Here is a 15,667-nt window from a genome sequence, read left to right on the forward strand (position 1 = left end):
AACTTAAACCTGATTGAGCCGGCGCTGCACTTCGGCGGCCACGCGCGCCGTCTCGCGCAGCGGCGTCACGGCAAAAGGCGCCATTGTGTCGTCGACCGGGCGCACCCGGCCGGAGCCGAGCAGGGTGTCGAGGAAGCGTCGGGGCCGCCCCTTCAGCTGCTCCATTCCGGCGACAAACACCGGCACGCTGGTTGCGCATGCCTCCGACAGCATGTTGACCGAATCGGCCGTGCACACGATACGGTCCGCGCACGCCAGCAGGCCCGGATAGGGATTGGCACCGTCGCCCGGCCCGCTCCAGACCATGCCACTGCGGCCGGCGACATGGTGACGAAGCCGGCCTGCCAACTCCGCCGGTGTCCGGCGGGAAGTCGTAACCAGCAGGCAACCGTCTTCGGCTTCCGTGCAGCGTTGCACGCGGGTGGCGATGGCCTCCAGCATCGCCGGCTCGTATCGTGCGTGCGCACTGCTACCGCCCAGCAACAGCGCGGTCCGCGGTTGCGGCAGGGTAGCCAACGCGCTGAACCGGCGTCGCGCGGCGGCCAGCCATTGCTCATCGACTGGATGCAGGCTGCCCAGCAACGGAATCACGTTGTCGCCTTCCAACTGGTCATGCTCCGGGGCGATCACCAGGTCCCAATGACGGGTCGCGATCCGTGGATCCAGTATCTGCACGCTGCGCGACCCGAGCCGACGCAGCAACCGGGTCGCCAGTGCGGCTTGACGGCCGCAGCCGATGGCCAGCTCCGGTGGCTTGGACAAGGCTTGGGCGAAGTCCGGCCCGAATGCCCGGCGTGCCAAGGTGGATCCACGTGGTGCCGTCCACCGCCAAGGTACGCGGGCGTGCAGCGTCCAGTCGCGCGCCGACCGGGACAGTGCCGCCGCCAATGCGTGGGCCTGGCGCAGGTTGCCGGCGTGACCATCGGTCAGGACCCAGGTGGATCCCTGCGGGTTCAATCGTTCCATTTTTGTACGTAATCCGTTTTAAAACGTCCAATGGCAATGCATAATCGCGACCATACACTTGTCGAGTACGCGGCAATCCCGCAGTGCGGCCACCGACCGGCGGCAATGACGGCAGTGCCGCTTCCCGACTCAGACTTGTCCGATCCAATGGAGATCATAAATGCCCCAGACCCGACACGACGCGCTCGATCAGCCGGCACTTGACCAGCTGTTCCGCACCGCCCGCACCCACAACGAGCTGGGAGGGGAGGTCAGCGACGCGACCTTGCGCCAACTGTATGACCTGGTGAAGTGGGGGCCGACCAGTGCCAACATGAGTCCGGCGCGTTTCGTGTTTGTGAAATCGGCCGAGGCCAAGGCCAAGCTTGGCCCGGCGCTGGATGAGGGCAATCACGCCAAGACCATGGCCGCGCCGGTCACGGTGATCGTCGCCTTTGACGAGGACTTCCACGAGAAGCTGCCGTACCTGTTCCCGCACACCGACGCCAAGGGCTGGTTCGACGGCCCGCGCGAGAACCGCAGCCCGGCGGCGTTCCGCAACGGCAGCCTGCAGGGCGCCTACTTGATACTTGCCGCGCGTGCGCTGGGCCTGGACACCGGCCCGATGTCGGGTTTCGACAACGCGAAGGTCGACGAGGCATTCTTCAAGGGCACGGCGATCAAGTCCAACTTTCTGGTCAACCTCGGCCATGGCGACACCGGCACGTTGTTTCCCCGTTCGCCGCGACTGTCCTTCGATGAGGCGGCGCGGATTCTGTGAACCACTCAACACCACCTGACATTACGAGGAGTTACATCATGTTCAAGCGACTGATTCTTGTTGCCGCCCTGGCCACCGCCAGCACCGCGGCCTTTGCCGCTCCAGTCACCTACCAGCTCGATCCCGCGCATACCGACGTGATCGCGCAGTGGAACCATTTCGGCTTCTCCAACCCCAGCGCGCACTTCGGCAACGCCGACGGCGTGCTGGTGTATGACGCCGACAACGTTGCCGCATCCAGCGTGCAGGTAACCCTGCCGATGTCGGGCCTGGACAGCTTCACCGCCGACTTCGACGAGCACCTGCGCAGCGCCGATTTCTTCGATATGGCGGCATTCCCGGCTGCCACTTTCAAGAGCACCAAGGTCGAAGCCGCGGGCGAAGGCAAGCTGAAGGTCACCGGTGAGTTGACCATCAAGGACATCACCAAGCCGGTAGTGCTGGATGTGACCCTCAACAAGGCCGGCGAGAACATGGGCGGGCAGCTGGCCATCGGTTTCGATGCCACCACCACCATCAAGCGCACTGATTTCGGCGTCGGCATGTACGCTCCGGCGGTAAGCGATGAGGTGCGGATCCGCATCACCACCGAGGCGTCGGTGCCCAAAGTCGAAACAGCGGAGTAACCTCCGCGCATGATCATCGAACGCCCTTCCGACAGTCGTGGCCACGGGCCGGAACAGGTGGATTGGCTGGACAGCCGGCACACCTTTTCATTCGGCAGTTATTACGACCCTGAGTGGATGGGCTTCGGTGTCCTGCGGGTCATCAACGAGGACCGCGTCGCCCCCGGCGCGGGTTTCCCGACCCATCACCATGGCAACATGGAGATCCTCAGTTACGTGTTGTCGGGCTCGCTGGCGCACCGCGACAGCAGCGGCGCCGAGGGCGTGGTCCCGGCGGGTGGCTTGCAGTGGATGGGTGCCGGCCACGGGGTGGATCACAGCGAGTACAACCACTCCTCGACCGAGCCGGTGCACTTCCTGCAGATATGGCTGCAGCCTGACCGGGTCAACGCGCCGCCGGGTCACGCGTTGCGGGAAGTGACCCGCGGCGAGGGCTGGCAACTGCTGGCCTCGCCCGATGCCGCAAACGGCAGTATCGCGATCCGCCAGGACGCTCGTCTGTACAAAGTCGAGCTTGAGCCAGGCTTGGCGGCGTCGCATGCGCTTGACCCCAAACGCCGCTATTGGCTGCATGTGGCCAGCGGTGAGGTGGTGGCGAATGGTCGCGAACTTGGCCCGGGTGATGCACTGGGTTTCAGCCAGGAATCGGTGCCGCTTCAGTTGGTCGGCAGTGGCGCACGGACGGCCGATGTGCTGCTGTTCGACTTGCCCGGCGCAGCTGACTGGTAAACTGGCGTCCTCGCAGCAAATCCTCGATGCCCGCCATGACCGCAGCCCACGACCACCCCACCCAGGCCAACGCCGAACGGCATTACACCGTCACCCGCGCCGACCTGCCGTTGAGTTGCCCGTTGCCGTCCATGGCGTTGTGGAACTCGCACCCAAGGGTCTACATGTCGATTGAGGAAGACCTGGAGAGCGATTGCATGTACTGCGGCGCGCACTTCGTCCTGGTCGACTGATCCTCGCGCCATGCGCCCGTTGACCGTGGTCCAGCTGTTACCTGCGCTGGAGTCCGGCGGGGTGGAGCTGTCGGCCCTGGAGGTTGCCGGGGCGCTGGTGGAAGCGGGTCACCGCGCGATCGTGGTCTCCGCCGGCGGGCGTCTGGTGCCCCGCTTGCAGGCACTGGGGGCGGAACACGTCACGCTGGATATCGGGCGCAAATCACTATTGACCCTGGGCCAGGTGCGCCCGCTGCGAGCGTTGTTGAGCCGGCAACCCGTCGATATCGTCCACGTGCGTTCGCGCCTGCCAGGCTGGATTGCCCGGTTGGCGCTGGGGCGTATGTCGCAGTCTCGGCGGCCGCATCTGGTCAGCACCGTGCATGGCCTCAACTCCCCATCGCGCTACAGCCGGGTGATGACCCGGGGCGAGCGTGTCATCTGCGTCTCCGATACGGTGCGCAGGCACGTGTTGCGGCATTATCCGGGCACCGATCCGGACAAGTTGCGGGTGATCCCGCGCGGGATCGACCCGGCCCGGTTCCCGCGCGCGCCGCAGCCCGATACGGCGTCGCGTGAGTGGGCGGCCAAGCAACATCCGGCATTGACGGGTGAGGGCCCGTTGCTGTTGTTGCCCGGTCGTGGCACCCGGTTGAAGGGCCACGCGGACGCATTGGCGCTGTTGGCGCAGCTGCGTGGTGACGGTCTGGACGCGCGGCTGTGGTGTGCCGGCGCGCGCCAGTTGGGACGGGAGGCCTACATCGCGGAACTGGAAGCGAAGGCCGCTGCGCTGGGTATCGGCGCAGCGATCGCCTTCACCGCGCCCACTGATGCCATCGTGCGGGCGTACGCGGCCAGTGACCTGGTGTTGCAGCTGTCGCGCAAGCCCGAAGCGTTTGGCCGCACCGTGATCGAAGCGCTGTCGGTCGGTCGGCCCGTGCTGGGATGGGCGCATGGCGGGGCGGGCGAGTTGCTGGAGCAGCTGCAACCATGGGGAGCCGTACCGGCGTTCGACGAGCGCGAACTTCACCAGCGCGCCCGGTGCCAGCTTGCACCGACGCCGGGATCGGCCGCCGCGATGCCAGCGGTTACGATGGACGACCTGTCGCACTACACGCTGCGCGCGATGCAGCAAGCCACCTTGGCCGTCTATGCCGAACTCATTGACTGACACCCCCATCGATACGCCGTCCCAATCGGGTCGCGCAGGTCATTCCGGCCCCGCTCAAGGGCCCGTCCAGGGCTGGCGCTGGGCACCCGCGTGGATCCTGGCCTATGTCATCTTGTGGCCGGCGCCTGGCTATGCCGAAGGGGTGCTGGTGCTGGGCGCACTGGTCGCGATCATCAAACTGGTCGGTTCGCGGTTCCGTGGCGGCAGCGCGCTGTTGAGCGGACAGGCATGGGCGCTGACCAGCGTGCTGTTCTTCGCCTACTGGTTGCCGGAATTGTTTTCCGCGTTCGATGCGGTCGATCCGGGACGCGCGATGCGTGAAGCCGCTGTTGATCTTCGCTACTTGCCGTTCCTGTGGCTGGTGGCGTCGGCGGTGGCCAACGAGCGCGGTCGCCGGATCACCTTTGGTGGCCTGGCGATCATCGTGGGGGTCTGGACCGCGGATGCACTGGCACAGGCGCTGACGGGTACCAGTCCGCTGTTCTTTGGTATCGACACCATCAAGCAGGCGATCAGCGGTTACGGCATGTGCAGCGCAAAGGAGCTCGCCGGGCTGGATCGCCTGAGCGGCATCCTCGGGCCATGCAACCTGAAGCTGGGCCTGGTCATCGCCAGTTTGTCGCCGTTTCTTTTGTACGCCGCCGGTCGCCGGTTCGGCAGTGGCGGCTGGCTGGTCGCGGCGGCAGCGGTCGGGGTGGTGGTGGTGCTGGCCGGCTCGCGCGCGTCGTGGCTCACCTACGCGCTGGTACTGGTGCTCTCGGGCTGGCGCCTGCTTGGGTGGAAGAAGCTCTTCGGCGTATTCGCCTTCGGTGCGCTCATGCTGGTGGTACTGGGGATTGCGTCACCGGATGTGCGCCAGCGGCTGGTGCGGACCACCCACGTATTTGCCGCCGACCAGGCGGGTGTCGATCGTGCCTTGTCGGGCCGTACCCGGATCTGGGGTGCGGCGGTGTGCATGGCCGGCCGCCATCCGGTCAACGGCGTGGGCGCCCGTGGTTTTCGCGAGGCGTTCCCGGCCTGCGACCCGCAAAGCGGCGAGGTGCCGCAATGGGGGGAGGGCCCGGCACTGCATGCGCACCAGATCGTGCTTGAGATACTCAGCGAGACCGGTGGCCTGGGCCTGTTGCTATGGCTGGCAGGCGTTGCCTTGGCCTGGCGCGCGTGGAGCTTTGCCGATGCGGCCGCACGCGAGCGTGCCCGGCCGGCGATGTTGGCGTTGGTGGTGACCGTGTTCCCGATCAACACCCACCTGGCGTTCTACTCGACCTTCTGGGGCGGACTGACCTTGCTGCTGGCTGCCCTGTATGCAGGCAGCTTGCTGTCGGTGGGCAACCAGCAGGATCGATCGCCCCAGCCCTGACCGCATGACGCCATCGGCATGGTCTGGGCTCAAGACGATTCGCCGGCCTCCGATGGTAGGTACGGTGACCGCATTCCGGGCGGGCGCCGCTTGAACCGCCGATGGATCCACAAATACTGGGTGGGTGCTTCGCGGACCATGGCCTCGATCGCGGCATTGACCCGGGCACTGTCGACGGTCGCATCGGCCGATGGAAAATCCTCCAGCGGCGCACCCAGCCGCAACACATAGTCGGCACCCTCGCGACGATGGAAGAACGGCACCACGGCGCAGCCGGTCAGTCGGGCGAACTGGTGGGTGGCGGTGATCGTGGCCGCTGGCACGCCGAAGAACGGCGCGAACACGGTGTCCTTGCCGCGCATGTCCTGATCGGGTGCGTACCACAGGATCCCGCCCTGCTTGAGATGGCGCATCGCCGGACGCAACTCGCCGTTGGCGAACATGGCACTGGCATAGCGCAACCGCCCGCGTTTGACCGCCCATTCCATTACCGGGTTTCGATGGGGGCGGTACATACCGGCCAGCGGCAGGTGGTCGCACATCAACCGGCCGCACATTTCCAGGGTCAGGAAGTGGCCGGATACCAGCAACACACCGCGTCCCTGGGCGCGCAGCGCCTGGATGGATTCGACGCCTTCGATCCGGGCGGTACTTCGCATCGGCCTCGCCGACCCCCACCAGGCACGGGCAAACTCGAACAACCCGATGCCCAGGTCGCGAAAGGCCTCACGCAGCAGCACGTCACGACTGGCTGCATCGAGCTCGGGAAAGCACAGCTGCAGATTGATCGCCGCCGCCCGCCTACGTTCGGTTGCCAGCCGCAGCGCAATGGCGCCGATGCCGGCACCCAGCGCGCGTTGCGCTGCCCACGGCAAGCGCGCCACGAGCCACAGGCCGCCGAGCAGCAGCCACGTTGGCCAGTGGCGCGGACCGAGCGGGGCGGCGCCAGGGGAAACGGGAGAACGGATGGGAGCGGAGGTGGGCATGGCCCGATTCTACCGGCGCAGCCCGGATCAGGCTGCCTGTGCAGTATCCTGAGCCGATGCGAAGCGAGCTGACCGAGCGCCTGTTGCGCGGCCTGTACTCGGCCGTGCTGTACTTGTTGGTGCCGCTCACTGTGTACCACCTGATCTGGCGTGGCTTCCGCCAGCCCAGCTATCTGCTGCGCTGGAACGAGCGTTATGCGCGTTACCACGATGATCCCCACCGGCAAACGTTGTGGGTGCATGCGGTGTCGGTCGGCGAAGTCAACGCGGCTGTACCGCTGGTCAATGCGCTGCGTCGTGGCCGCCCCGACCTGCACCTGCTGGTGACTACCATTACCCCGACCGGCTCGGAGCGGGTACGCGCGTTGTGGGGTCACGATGTCGAGCACGTCTACTTGCCGTACGACCTGCCCGGTGCGGTGACACGGTTCATCGGCCACCACCGGCCGCGCGCGGGCCTGATTATGGAAACCGAGCTGTGGCCGAACCTGCTGTTTGGCTGCCGTGACCATGGCGTGCCGGTCTACGTCCTCAATGCGCGGCTGTCGGAGCGCTCGTTGCGCGGCTATCGGGTGCTGGCACCACTGGTGGGGCGAGCGCTGCGCACTGTGACCATGGTGGCGACGCAGTCATTGGCCGATGCGGTGCGCTTCGTGCGACTGGGCGCGCGAAGCGACCAGGTGGTCGAGGTCGGAAACCTGAAGTTTGACGTGACCGTCCCCGAGGGGTTGGACGAGTTTGCGGCCCGGTTCCGCGAGCAGTGCGGGAATCGTCCGGTGTGGATCGCGGCTAGTACCCACGAGGGTGAGGAGGCCGCGGTGATCACGATCCATCGTCACTTGCGCGAGCGGTTTCCGGATCTGCTGCTGGTGTGGGGGCCGCGGCATCCGGAGCGATTCCGGGTGGTCGCCGATCATGCGCGCGCCGCCGGCTGGAAGGTATCGACACGCTCGCGCGGAGTGCTACCAGGACCGGACGATGTGGTGTTCGTGGTCGACACCCTGGGTGAGCTGGTGCACTTTTATGCCTGCGCCGACGTCGCCTTCGTCGGCGGCAGCCTGCAGCCCATTGGTGGCCATAACCTGCTGGAGCCAGCTGCGGTTGGCACCCCGGTGGTGACGGGACAGCACCTGCACAACTTTGCCGAAATCTCCCGCCAACTCGATAACGCCGGCGCCTTGCGTATCGGTGCAGATGTCGATGGCGTGCAACAGGCATTGTCGATGCTGCTGGATGACCCGTCATTGCGTCGCGCCATGGCTGACAACGGTCGCAAGCTGGTAGAGACCGGGCGCGGCGCGCTGGCCCGGACGATGGCAATGCTGCAACCGACGCTGGCGCCGGGTGCGTCGGGGCGGGACGATCCGGCCGAGGATCGGCCCGCGTCGGCTATTGCCGGATTGGAGACTGGACCTGCGCCTCGGCGTCGGCGGTGAGCAGGCGGTTGATGTCCTGCACGTCGTCGATGTCCAGGGTGCCGGCGGCCTGTTCCAGGGTCAGGCGCTGCTGCAGGTAGTTGTAGCGCGCCAGTGCATACGCCTGTTGTGCCTGGAACAGGTTCTGCTGGTTGTTCAACACGTCCAGGACGGTGCGGGTGCCGACCTCCAGGCCGACCTGCGAGGCGTCGTACGCGGCCTGGGCGGAGACCAGCGCCAGGCGACGTGCCTCGACCTCGCTGATGCCGGCAACCAGGGTCTGGTAGGCATTGCGGGTATTGCGCTCAAGCGCGCGCTTCTGCTGCTCCAGCTCGTCGGTGGCGATGTCGCGCTGGCTGATGGCCTGGCGAACCCGTGACTGGGTGGCGCCGCCGGAGAAAATCGGCACGTTGAGGGTGATGCCGATTTCCGGGCCCCGGCTTTCGCTCTCGATCGGGCTGGTGACCGAATCGGGCAGGTCGCTGCTGCTGAAGGTGCGGTCGCCGGTGGTCTTGCCCTTGCTGTAGCCGCCGTTGAGGTACAGGGTCGGCAGGTGGGCGGACTGCGCCGTGCGGACGTTGGCCTCGGCCGACTCGACTTGGAGTTGCTTGGCCTGCAGGGCCGGGTTGGTCTCGAATGCGGTCTGCACCCAGGAATCGACACCCTCGCTGACCGGTAACTGCGGCTGGAAGTCCGCCGGCAGGCCCTTGACGTTGTTGACCTCGGTGCCGGTGATCTCGGCCAGGGCCTGATAGGCATCGGCGACGCGGGTGCGCGCCAGGATGGTGTTGGCACGCGCGCTGTCGTACTGGGCGCGGGCCTCATGGACGTCGGTGATCGGTGCCAGACCGACTTCCAGGCGCTTGGAGGCGAAGTCGAACTGCTTCTGAAGCGCGGTCTCGGCGGCTTCGGCGGCGGCCAGGGTCTCCAACTCGACCAGCACGTTGAAATAGGCGGCCGAGGTGCGGGTGATCAGGTTGTCACCGGCGGCCTGGAGCTGGAAGTCGCTGGCCCGGCTCAATGCGTTCTGGCTACGCAGCGAGCTGAAGCGGGACATGTCAAACAGCATCTGGGTGCCGTTGATGCCGACGCTGCGGGTGGTGGTCTCGCTTTCGATATCACCACTGAACTGGACCGGCTCGCCCTGGTCATTGAATTGGTTCTGGGTCGCCGGACCGTCGCTGCGCGAGCGACGGATGCTGGCGCTGCCGTCGATCTGCGGCAGCATCGCCGCGCGCGCCTGCACCGCGCCTTCCCGGGTGAACAACCGGTTGGACTCGGCGGCGGAGAACTGCGGATCGCCGGCACGAGCCAGCTCGTAGGTCTGCAACAGGTCTTCCGCGGCGGCGGTGGCCGGCAGCAGGGCGAAGGCGAGGGCGAGAACGAGTGGGCGGTGGATCATGCGGAGTCCTTTCAATCAGAATTCGAAGGCGGGCACCGGAGCTGCGCCTGCAAGATAGGGAAGGTCGGTCTCGAACAACGATTCAATCCGTGGTCCGTTGGCCTCGTTGTATACCAGCACGGCCTCCATTGCCGGCGCCCGGCCGCGCACGATGAACATGCGTCCGCCGGGTTTCAGCCACTGCAGGAAGGCATCGGGAATGGTGTCGACCGCGCCGGTCACGCAAACGGTGTCGAAGCGGCGTTCGGTCTGGTATTCAAATGCGTCGGCATGCAGCACCTGAATGTTGGCCAGGCCACGGGCTTCCAGTCGTGCGCGCGCGGCATCGGCCAGGTCGGCGTGCCGCTCCAGGCTGAGCACCTCACGGCCGAGCCGCGACAGGCACGCGGTCAGGTAGCCGCTGCCGGTACCGATCTCCAGCACGTCTTCGCTTGCCGTTACCAGCAGCCCCTGCAACGCGCGGCTCTGCACGACCGGCTTCATGATGACCTCGCCATGGGCCAGCGGCAGGGTGATATCGGAATAGGCCAGGTTGCGGTGGATGTCCGGTACGAACTCCTCGCGCGGAATCTTCACCAATACGTCGAGTACGCGTGCATCCAGCACGTTCCAGGGCCGGACCTGCTGTTCGACCATCAGTTCGCGGGCCTTGGCGTAATCAATCATGCTCATGGGGTCTCAAGGATTGCTGGTGTCAACTGACTATTGTAGCGGCGTGCGCGGCGAACAAATCAGGATCGGTTGAAGCATCGGTGCGACCAAGCACAGGATCGCCCTCCCGTGGGCCGGTTTTGAGTGCCGGAAGTCACCGCGACGCAAGTCATGGGCGGGCGGCATAGGCCCGCAGGAACATATCGACCGCGGCGACTAGGTGGGCGTGTGCCAACGCCGGATCGACGTCCTGGCAACCCAGCAGCAACCGCGCGTGTGGCTCGCCCTTGAGCAGCGAGATCAACTGGCTCGCCGCGTGATTGACCGAGTCGGCATTGGCAGCGTCAATCACCAGCTCGCCGGTAGTGACGCGACGTCGCAACAGCTCGGCCACCGCGTCGTGGATGCGTTGTGGCCCGGCCTCCCAGAATTTGCGCGCCAGCGCCGCGTCGGCCATCTGGGGGGTGCACAGCATGCGGTGGGCGGCAATGGCCTGCGGGCTGCTGATCAGGGCATGAAACGCGTGGGCAATATCCAGCAACCGTTCGCGCAGTGGCGTCTGTGGTGAAGGGATGAACATGGCAGGCGGGAGCTGTTGGTCGCAGTACGACGCCACTGCCGCCGAAAACAACGATTCCTTGTCGCCAAAGTGACTGTATACGGTGAGCTTGGAGACGCCGGCTCCGGAGGCGATCTGGTCCATGCTGGTGCCGGCGTAGCCGTGTTCGACGAACATCCGCTTGGCGGCGTCGAGGATGGCCGTGCGCTTGGCCATGTCCTTGGGTCGGCCCGGCCCGGCCGGTTTTGCAGGCGGCGGGGCGCCGACGTTGCGGCCGGCCTTGGTGCCCGGCGGCGCACGGTGATCGTCAATGGGCTTGCGCTCATGCATGAATTAAATACTAGACTAAGAAGTCTTGTATTTATACAGTACCATCCGGTCCAATAATTCCCCAAGAAGGTGCTTCCCATGCGCAGCCGCTTTGCGATCCAGGCGGTCCGTGCCCGTTCACTGATGGCCGGTGCGCTTCTGGCGGGCCTGCTTGCAGGGTGCGGTTCCAGCGAAACGGCCGACGTGTCGGCGCGGCCGGTGCTGGTGACCCAGCCAGTCGTCGCCGACGCCGTGCATGCCTCGCTGGCGGGGGCGATCCGTGCCCGCAAGGAAAGCCAGCTGTCGTTCCGGGTCGGCGGTCAACTGGTCGAGCGCAAGGTGGACGTGGGCGATCACGTCAGCCGTGGCGATGTGCTGGCAACGCTCGATCCGGATGACTTGAAGGCACGGGCGAATTCGGCCCGGGCGCAACTGGCAGCCGCCCAAGCTGAATTGGAACGCGCGCGCGCGGATCAGGCGCGCTACGCCGCCCTGGCCAGGGACCAGTTGGTCAGCCGCTCCAGCATGGATGCGCAAAACGCCGCCGCCACCGCCGCGCAGGGCCAGGTGGATGCGGCACGGGCCGAGCTCGAGGTCGCCAGCAACCAGGCCCAATACAGTCGGCTGCGGGCACCCGCCGATGGGGTGATCGCCGAGCGACAGGCCGAGACGGGCCAGGTCGTGGCCGCGGGACAAACGGTATTTACCTTGGCCGCCGATGGTACCCGCGAGGTGGCTTTTGCGGTGTCCGAAGGGCAGGTGGCGGCCACCAAGCCGGGACAGGTGATACAGGTCGAGGTCTGGTCCAAGCCGGGCAAGCGCTGGCCGGGTGTGGTCCGCGAGGTCGCGCCGGTGGCCGACCCCGCTTCGCGGACCTTTGCCGCGCGGGCGAGCGTGGATGCGCCGGCCGGGGTGCTCGCGCTGGGCCAGAGCGCACGCGTATTCCTCCCGGGCCAGGAAGCCGACGCGCTCAGCATCCCGCTCACCGCGCTGCAACCGGGCAGCAACGGCGGGGTTGCAGTATTCGTGGTGGATCCGCAGACCTCGACCCTGAAACTGCTGCCGGTCAGCGTCGGTGCCTACGGCAGCCAGACCGTTCCGGTGCTGGACGGACTGGACCCGGATGCCTGGGTTGTCGCCGCCGGTGGTCATCTGTTGCGCGAAGGGCAGACGGTCCGCCCGGTGGATCGCGATAACCGCGACGTGGCGACGGCCGGCGCGCGCCACTGACCGCCCGCGATACCGAACCGAGGATCTCTCAGAACATGCGTTTCAATCTTTCCGAGTGGGGTTTGCGCCATCGCAGCCTGGTGGTCTACGCGATGCTGGTGCTTGCCATCGCCGGTGCGTTTTCCTACCTGAATCTTGGGCGCAGCGAGGACCCGGCGTTTACCTTCAAGGTGATGGTGATCCACACCGTATGGCCGGGTGCGGCCGCCGACCAGGTCGCATCGCAGGTCACCGAGCGGATCGAGCGCAAGCTGATGGAAACCGGTGAATACGACTTCATCCAGTCGTACTCGCGCGCCGGCGAGTCGCAGGTGATCTTCGCGGCGCGCGACTCGATGCGTTCGGCCGAGGTGCCCGAGCTTTTCTACCAGGTTCGCAAGAAGATCGGCGACCTGCGCCCGGAGCTTCCGGAGGACATCGTCGGGCCGTTCTTCAACGATGAGTTTGGCGATACGTTCGGCAACATCTATGCATTGACCGGGGAAGGATTTGATTACGCGGTACTGAAGGACTACGCCGACCGCGTCCAGCTCGCGCTGCAGGACGTGCCGGACGTGGGCAAGATCCAGCTTTTCGGGGTCCAGGACGAGAAGATCTGGGTCGAGCTGTCCAACACCAAGCTGGCCACGCTGGGAGTGTCGGCCGCGGCGGTGCGCGAGGCCTTGCAGCAGCAGAATGCGATGGTGCCGGCGGGCTTTTTCGAGACCGCCAGTACCCGGGTGCCGCTGCGGGTGAGCGGGCAGTTTGAATCGGTCGAACAGCTCCGCCGCTTCCCGGTCCGGGTTGGCGATCGCACGTTCCGGCTGGACGACGTGGCCGAGGTCCATCGCGGCTTCTCCGACCCGCCCCAGCCGGGCATGCGTTTCATGGGCAAGGACGCGATCGGCATCGGCGTGGCCATGCGCGACGGTGGCGATATCCTCGCCCTGGGCGAGACGCTGGAAGCCGAGTTCGCCCAGCTGCAGCAAACCCTGCCGGCCGGGATGGAGTTGCACAAGGTGTCCGACCAGCCGGCGGCGGTGGAGGACTCGGTGGGTGAGTTCGTGCGGGTGCTGGCCGAGGCGGTCGCGATCGTGTTGCTGGTGAGCTTCCTGTCGTTGGGCTTTCGCACTGGCCTGGTGGTGGCGTTGTCGATCCCGCTGGTGCTGGCGATGACCTTCACCGTCATGGACGTGTTCGGCATCGGCCTGCACAAGATATCGCTGGGCGCGTTGGTGCTCGCACTGGGACTGATGGTCGACGACGCGATCATTGCCGTGGAGATGATGGCGATCAAGATGGAGCAGGGTTTCGATCGCCTGCGTGCGGCGGCGTTTGCGTGGGAGTCGACCGCGTTCCCGATGCTGACCGGCACCCTGATCACCGCCGCCGGGTTCCTGCCCATCGCGATGGCCGCCTCCAGCACCGGCGAATACACCCGGTCGCTGTTCGAGGTAGTCACCATCGCGTTGCTGGTGTCGTGGGTCGCAGCGGTGTTGTTTGTCCCCTACCTGGGCGACAAGCTGCTGCCGCACATCGAGCGCAATGAAGGCGGGCGCGGCAGTGCGCCCAAACCCGGCTCGTTGGCGGCGCGCTGGCAAATTCGACGCCAGCGCTGGGCGGACCGACATCCCGCATTTGCCGACTGGATCGCCCCGTTGCCATCCGACAATCCGGACGCCGGCGAGCATGATCCCTACGCGACCCGCTTCTACCAGCGCTTCCGCAGTTGGGTGGTCTGGTGCGTGCGCCATCGCTGGCTGGTGATCGGGGCCACCGCAGCGGCGTTCGTGGTCTCGCTGATGATGTTCCGCTTCGTGCCCCAGCAGTTCTTCCCCGACTCGGTACGGCCGGAGCTGATGGTCGACATGGAGCTGGCCGAGGGCAGCTCGCTGCGTGCTACCCGGGCACAGGCCGAGCGGCTTGAGCAGATGCTTGCCAGCCGCGACGACCTGGTCAATTACACCGCGTACGTGGGCACCGGGTCGCCACGGTTCTACCTGCCGCTGGACCAGCAATTGCCGGCCGCCAACTTCACCCAGTTCGTGCTGATGCCCGAAAGCCTGGCCGCGCGCGAGGAGATTCGCCGCTGGATGATCGAGGAAGTGGTGCCGCGTTTCCCCGAGCTGCAGATGCGCGTGACCCGACTGGAGAACGGCCCACCGGTTGGCTACCCGGTGCAGTTCCGGGTCTCGGGCGAGCATATCGACCAGGTGCGGGAGATTGCCTACGCGGTGCGTGCGCAGATCCGCGACAACCCACATGTGGCCAACGTCAACCTGGACTGGGACGAGCCGGGCAAGGTGGTACGTCTGCAGGTCGACCAGACCCGCGCGCGTGCACAGGGAATCACGTCGGCGCAACTGGCGCAGGTGCTGAGCGGATCGCTGTCCGGCATCCAGGTCAGCACCTATCGAGAAGGCAACGAGCTGATCGGGGTGATCCTGCGGGGTGGCGACGCCGAGCAGGCCGATCTGTCGCAACTGGGCAGCCTGATGGTGCCGACCGCCAGCGGCCAGAGCGTGCCGCTGAGCCAGATCGCGACCCTGGAATACGGGCTCGAGGAGGGCATCATCTGGCACCGTGACCGCAAGCCGACGATGACCGTGCGCGCCGACATCTACGACGGCACCCAGCCGGCGACGGTGATGGCGCAGATATCACCCACCCTGGATGAGATCCGTTCCGGTCTGGCGTATGGCTATTCGGTGGAGATCGGCGGCAGCGTGGCGGATTCCACCCGCGGCCAGGACTCGATCACCGCTGGCGTGCCGTTGTTCCTGTTCGTCGTGTTCACCCTGCTGATGCTGCAACTTCGCAGCTTCTCGCGGAGCGTCATGGTGCTGCTGACCGCGCCGTTGGGGCTGATTGGCGTGACCCTGTTCCTGCTGGTATTCCGGGTGCCATTCGGCTTCGTGGCGATGCTGGGCACGATCGCGCTGTCGGGCATGATCATGCGCAACTCGGTGATCCTGGTCGACCAGATCGAGCAGGACCGTCGCGACGGACACGAAACCTGGGATGCGATCGTGGAGGCGACCGTGCGCCGTTTCCGGCCGATCGTGCTGACGGCACTGGCCGCGATCCTGGCGATGATTCCACTGTCGCGCAGCGCATTCTTCGGGCCGATGGCAACCGCGATCATGGGCGGCCTGCTGGTGGCCACGGTGCTGACCCTACTGTTCCTGCCGGCGCTGTACGCGGCCTGGTTCCGGGTCAAGGTGCCGCAGGAACTCCAATGAAACGAAGGTAGGGCGCAATAGCCGTCTTGGCGGCGTATTGCGCCGGATGTCGAGGTCGTCGCGTCGTTGG

Annotated in this window: 13 protein-coding genes and 1 pseudogene; 9 read left to right on the forward strand and 5 right to left on the reverse strand. The window is 66.2% G+C overall.

Features of this window, described 5'->3' with window-relative positions:
• Positions 1 to 3: 3 nt before the first annotated feature.
• A complete protein-coding gene (locus ACW7G0_RS11490; RefSeq protein ID WP_456989725.1) occupies positions 4 to 966 on the reverse strand; it encodes a mitochondrial fission ELM1 family protein in 963 nt (320 codons plus the stop codon).
• A 160-nt stretch (positions 967 to 1,126) separates the two neighbouring features.
• On the opposite strand from ACW7G0_RS11490, the gene ACW7G0_RS11495 reads away from it, so the two are divergent.
• The 6 genes from ACW7G0_RS11495 to ACW7G0_RS11520 are packed head-to-tail and all read left to right on the forward strand — an operon-like array spanning position 1,127 to position 5,824.
• Positions 1,127 to 1,726: a malonic semialdehyde reductase gene (locus ACW7G0_RS11495; RefSeq protein WP_456989726.1), complete on the forward strand. Its 600-nt coding sequence runs from the start codon at positions 1,127 to 1,129 to the stop codon at positions 1,724 to 1,726.
• Between the two features lie 38 nt (positions 1,727 to 1,764).
• Positions 1,765 to 2,352: a YceI family protein gene (locus ACW7G0_RS11500; RefSeq protein WP_456989727.1), complete on the forward strand. Its 588-nt coding sequence runs from the start codon at positions 1,765 to 1,767 to the stop codon at positions 2,350 to 2,352.
• 9 nt (positions 2,353 to 2,361) lie between these two features.
• Positions 2,362 to 3,081, forward strand: coding sequence for a pirin family protein (locus tag ACW7G0_RS11505; protein ID WP_456989728.1), 720 nt, complete (start codon positions 2,362 to 2,364; stop codon positions 3,079 to 3,081).
• Between the two features lie 35 nt (positions 3,082 to 3,116).
• Positions 3,117 to 3,314 carry a zinc-finger domain-containing protein gene (locus ACW7G0_RS11510; RefSeq protein WP_456963373.1) on the forward strand — a complete coding sequence of 66 codons (198 nt, stop codon included), beginning with the start codon at positions 3,117 to 3,119 and terminating at the stop codon, positions 3,312 to 3,314.
• A 10-nt stretch (positions 3,315 to 3,324) separates the two neighbouring features.
• Positions 3,325 to 4,464 (forward strand): glycosyltransferase, encoded by a 1,140-nt coding sequence (locus tag ACW7G0_RS11515; protein WP_456989729.1) that lies wholly within the window; start codon positions 3,325 to 3,327, stop codon positions 4,462 to 4,464.
• Positions 4,445 to 5,824 (forward strand): O-antigen ligase family protein, encoded by a 1,380-nt coding sequence (locus ACW7G0_RS11520; protein WP_456989730.1) that lies wholly within the window; start codon positions 4,445 to 4,447, stop codon positions 5,822 to 5,824. Before ACW7G0_RS11515 ends, ACW7G0_RS11520 begins: the two co-directional genes overlap by 20 nt.
• A gap of 29 nt (positions 5,825 to 5,853) precedes the next feature.
• Here ACW7G0_RS11520 and lpxL read toward each other — a convergent pair whose 3' ends face one another.
• Positions 5,854 to 6,810: an LpxL/LpxP family Kdo(2)-lipid IV(A) lauroyl/palmitoleoyl acyltransferase gene (gene lpxL, locus ACW7G0_RS11525; RefSeq protein WP_456989731.1), complete on the reverse strand. Its 957-nt coding sequence runs from the start codon at positions 6,808 to 6,810 to the stop codon at positions 5,854 to 5,856.
• Between the two features lie 56 nt (positions 6,811 to 6,866).
• Between lpxL and waaA the strand changes: the two are divergent.
• A pseudogene (gene waaA / locus ACW7G0_RS11530) lies at positions 6,867 to 8,162 on the forward strand (lipid IV(A) 3-deoxy-D-manno-octulosonic acid transferase); the annotation flags it as partial.
• A gap of 37 nt (positions 8,163 to 8,199) precedes the next feature.
• On the opposite strand, the gene ACW7G0_RS11535 reads toward waaA, so the two are convergent.
• From ACW7G0_RS11535 to ACW7G0_RS11545, 3 genes are all read right to left on the reverse strand, one after another.
• On the reverse strand, positions 8,200 to 9,627 hold the full coding sequence (locus ACW7G0_RS11535; protein ID WP_456963377.1) for a TolC family outer membrane protein: 1,428 nt from the start codon (positions 9,625 to 9,627) through the stop codon (positions 8,200 to 8,202).
• A 15-nt stretch (positions 9,628 to 9,642) separates the two neighbouring features.
• Entirely contained in the window at positions 9,643 to 10,293 is a 651-nt protein-coding gene (locus tag ACW7G0_RS11540; RefSeq protein ID WP_456989768.1) for a protein-L-isoaspartate O-methyltransferase family protein, read from the reverse strand.
• Between the two features lie 154 nt (positions 10,294 to 10,447).
• Entirely contained in the window at positions 10,448 to 11,167 is a 720-nt protein-coding gene (locus tag ACW7G0_RS11545) for a TetR/AcrR family transcriptional regulator C-terminal domain-containing protein (RefSeq protein ID WP_456989732.1), read from the reverse strand.
• Positions 11,168 to 11,245: 78 nt separating this feature from the next.
• Between ACW7G0_RS11545 and ACW7G0_RS11550 the strand changes: the two genes are divergently transcribed.
• Both ACW7G0_RS11550 and ACW7G0_RS11555 read left to right on the forward strand, forming a co-directional pair.
• Positions 11,246 to 12,376: an efflux RND transporter periplasmic adaptor subunit gene (locus ACW7G0_RS11550; protein ID WP_456989733.1), complete on the forward strand. Its 1,131-nt coding sequence runs from the start codon at positions 11,246 to 11,248 to the stop codon at positions 12,374 to 12,376.
• Positions 12,377 to 12,411: 35 nt separating this feature from the next.
• On the forward strand, positions 12,412 to 15,597 hold the full coding sequence (locus tag ACW7G0_RS11555; RefSeq protein ID WP_456989734.1) for an efflux RND transporter permease subunit: 3,186 nt from the start codon (positions 12,412 to 12,414) through the stop codon (positions 15,595 to 15,597).
• The last annotated feature ends 70 nt before the right edge of the window (positions 15,598 to 15,667 follow it).

The sequence above is a fragment of the Lysobacter sp. A286 genome, from assembly GCF_054052105.1.

What these genes read in the sequence shown, in the direction of transcription:
- ACW7G0_RS11540 (WP_456989768.1), bottom strand. Translation starts at nt 10,293, where the DNA reads ATGATTGATTACGCCAAGGCCCGCGAACTGATGGTCGAACAGCAGGTC.
- ACW7G0_RS11495 (WP_456989726.1), top strand. Translation starts at nt 1,127, where the DNA reads ATGCCCCAGACCCGACACGACGCGCTCGATCAGCCGGCACTTGACCAG.
- ACW7G0_RS11510 (WP_456963373.1), top strand. Translation starts at nt 3,117, where the DNA reads ATGACCGCAGCCCACGACCACCCCACCCAGGCCAACGCCGAACGGCAT.
- ACW7G0_RS11550 (WP_456989733.1), top strand. Translation starts at nt 11,246, where the DNA reads ATGCGCAGCCGCTTTGCGATCCAGGCGGTCCGTGCCCGTTCACTGATG.
- ACW7G0_RS11490 (WP_456989725.1), bottom strand. Translation starts at nt 966, where the DNA reads ATGGAACGATTGAACCCGCAGGGATCCACCTGGGTCCTGACCGATGGT.
- ACW7G0_RS11555 (WP_456989734.1), top strand. Translation starts at nt 12,412, where the DNA reads ATGCGTTTCAATCTTTCCGAGTGGGGTTTGCGCCATCGCAGCCTGGTG.
- ACW7G0_RS11520 (WP_456989730.1), top strand. Translation starts at nt 4,445, where the DNA reads ATGCCGAACTCATTGACTGACACCCCCATCGATACGCCGTCCCAATCG.
- ACW7G0_RS11515 (WP_456989729.1), top strand. Translation starts at nt 3,325, where the DNA reads ATGCGCCCGTTGACCGTGGTCCAGCTGTTACCTGCGCTGGAGTCCGGC.
- ACW7G0_RS11500 (WP_456989727.1), top strand. Translation starts at nt 1,765, where the DNA reads ATGTTCAAGCGACTGATTCTTGTTGCCGCCCTGGCCACCGCCAGCACC.
- ACW7G0_RS11545 (WP_456989732.1), bottom strand. Translation starts at nt 11,167, where the DNA reads ATGCATGAGCGCAAGCCCATTGACGATCACCGTGCGCCGCCGGGCACC.
- lpxL (WP_456989731.1), bottom strand. Translation starts at nt 6,810, where the DNA reads ATGCCCACCTCCGCTCCCATCCGTTCTCCCGTTTCCCCTGGCGCCGCC.
- ACW7G0_RS11505 (WP_456989728.1), top strand. Translation starts at nt 2,362, where the DNA reads ATGATCATCGAACGCCCTTCCGACAGTCGTGGCCACGGGCCGGAACAG.
- ACW7G0_RS11535 (WP_456963377.1), bottom strand. Translation starts at nt 9,627, where the DNA reads ATGATCCACCGCCCACTCGTTCTCGCCCTCGCCTTCGCCCTGCTGCCG.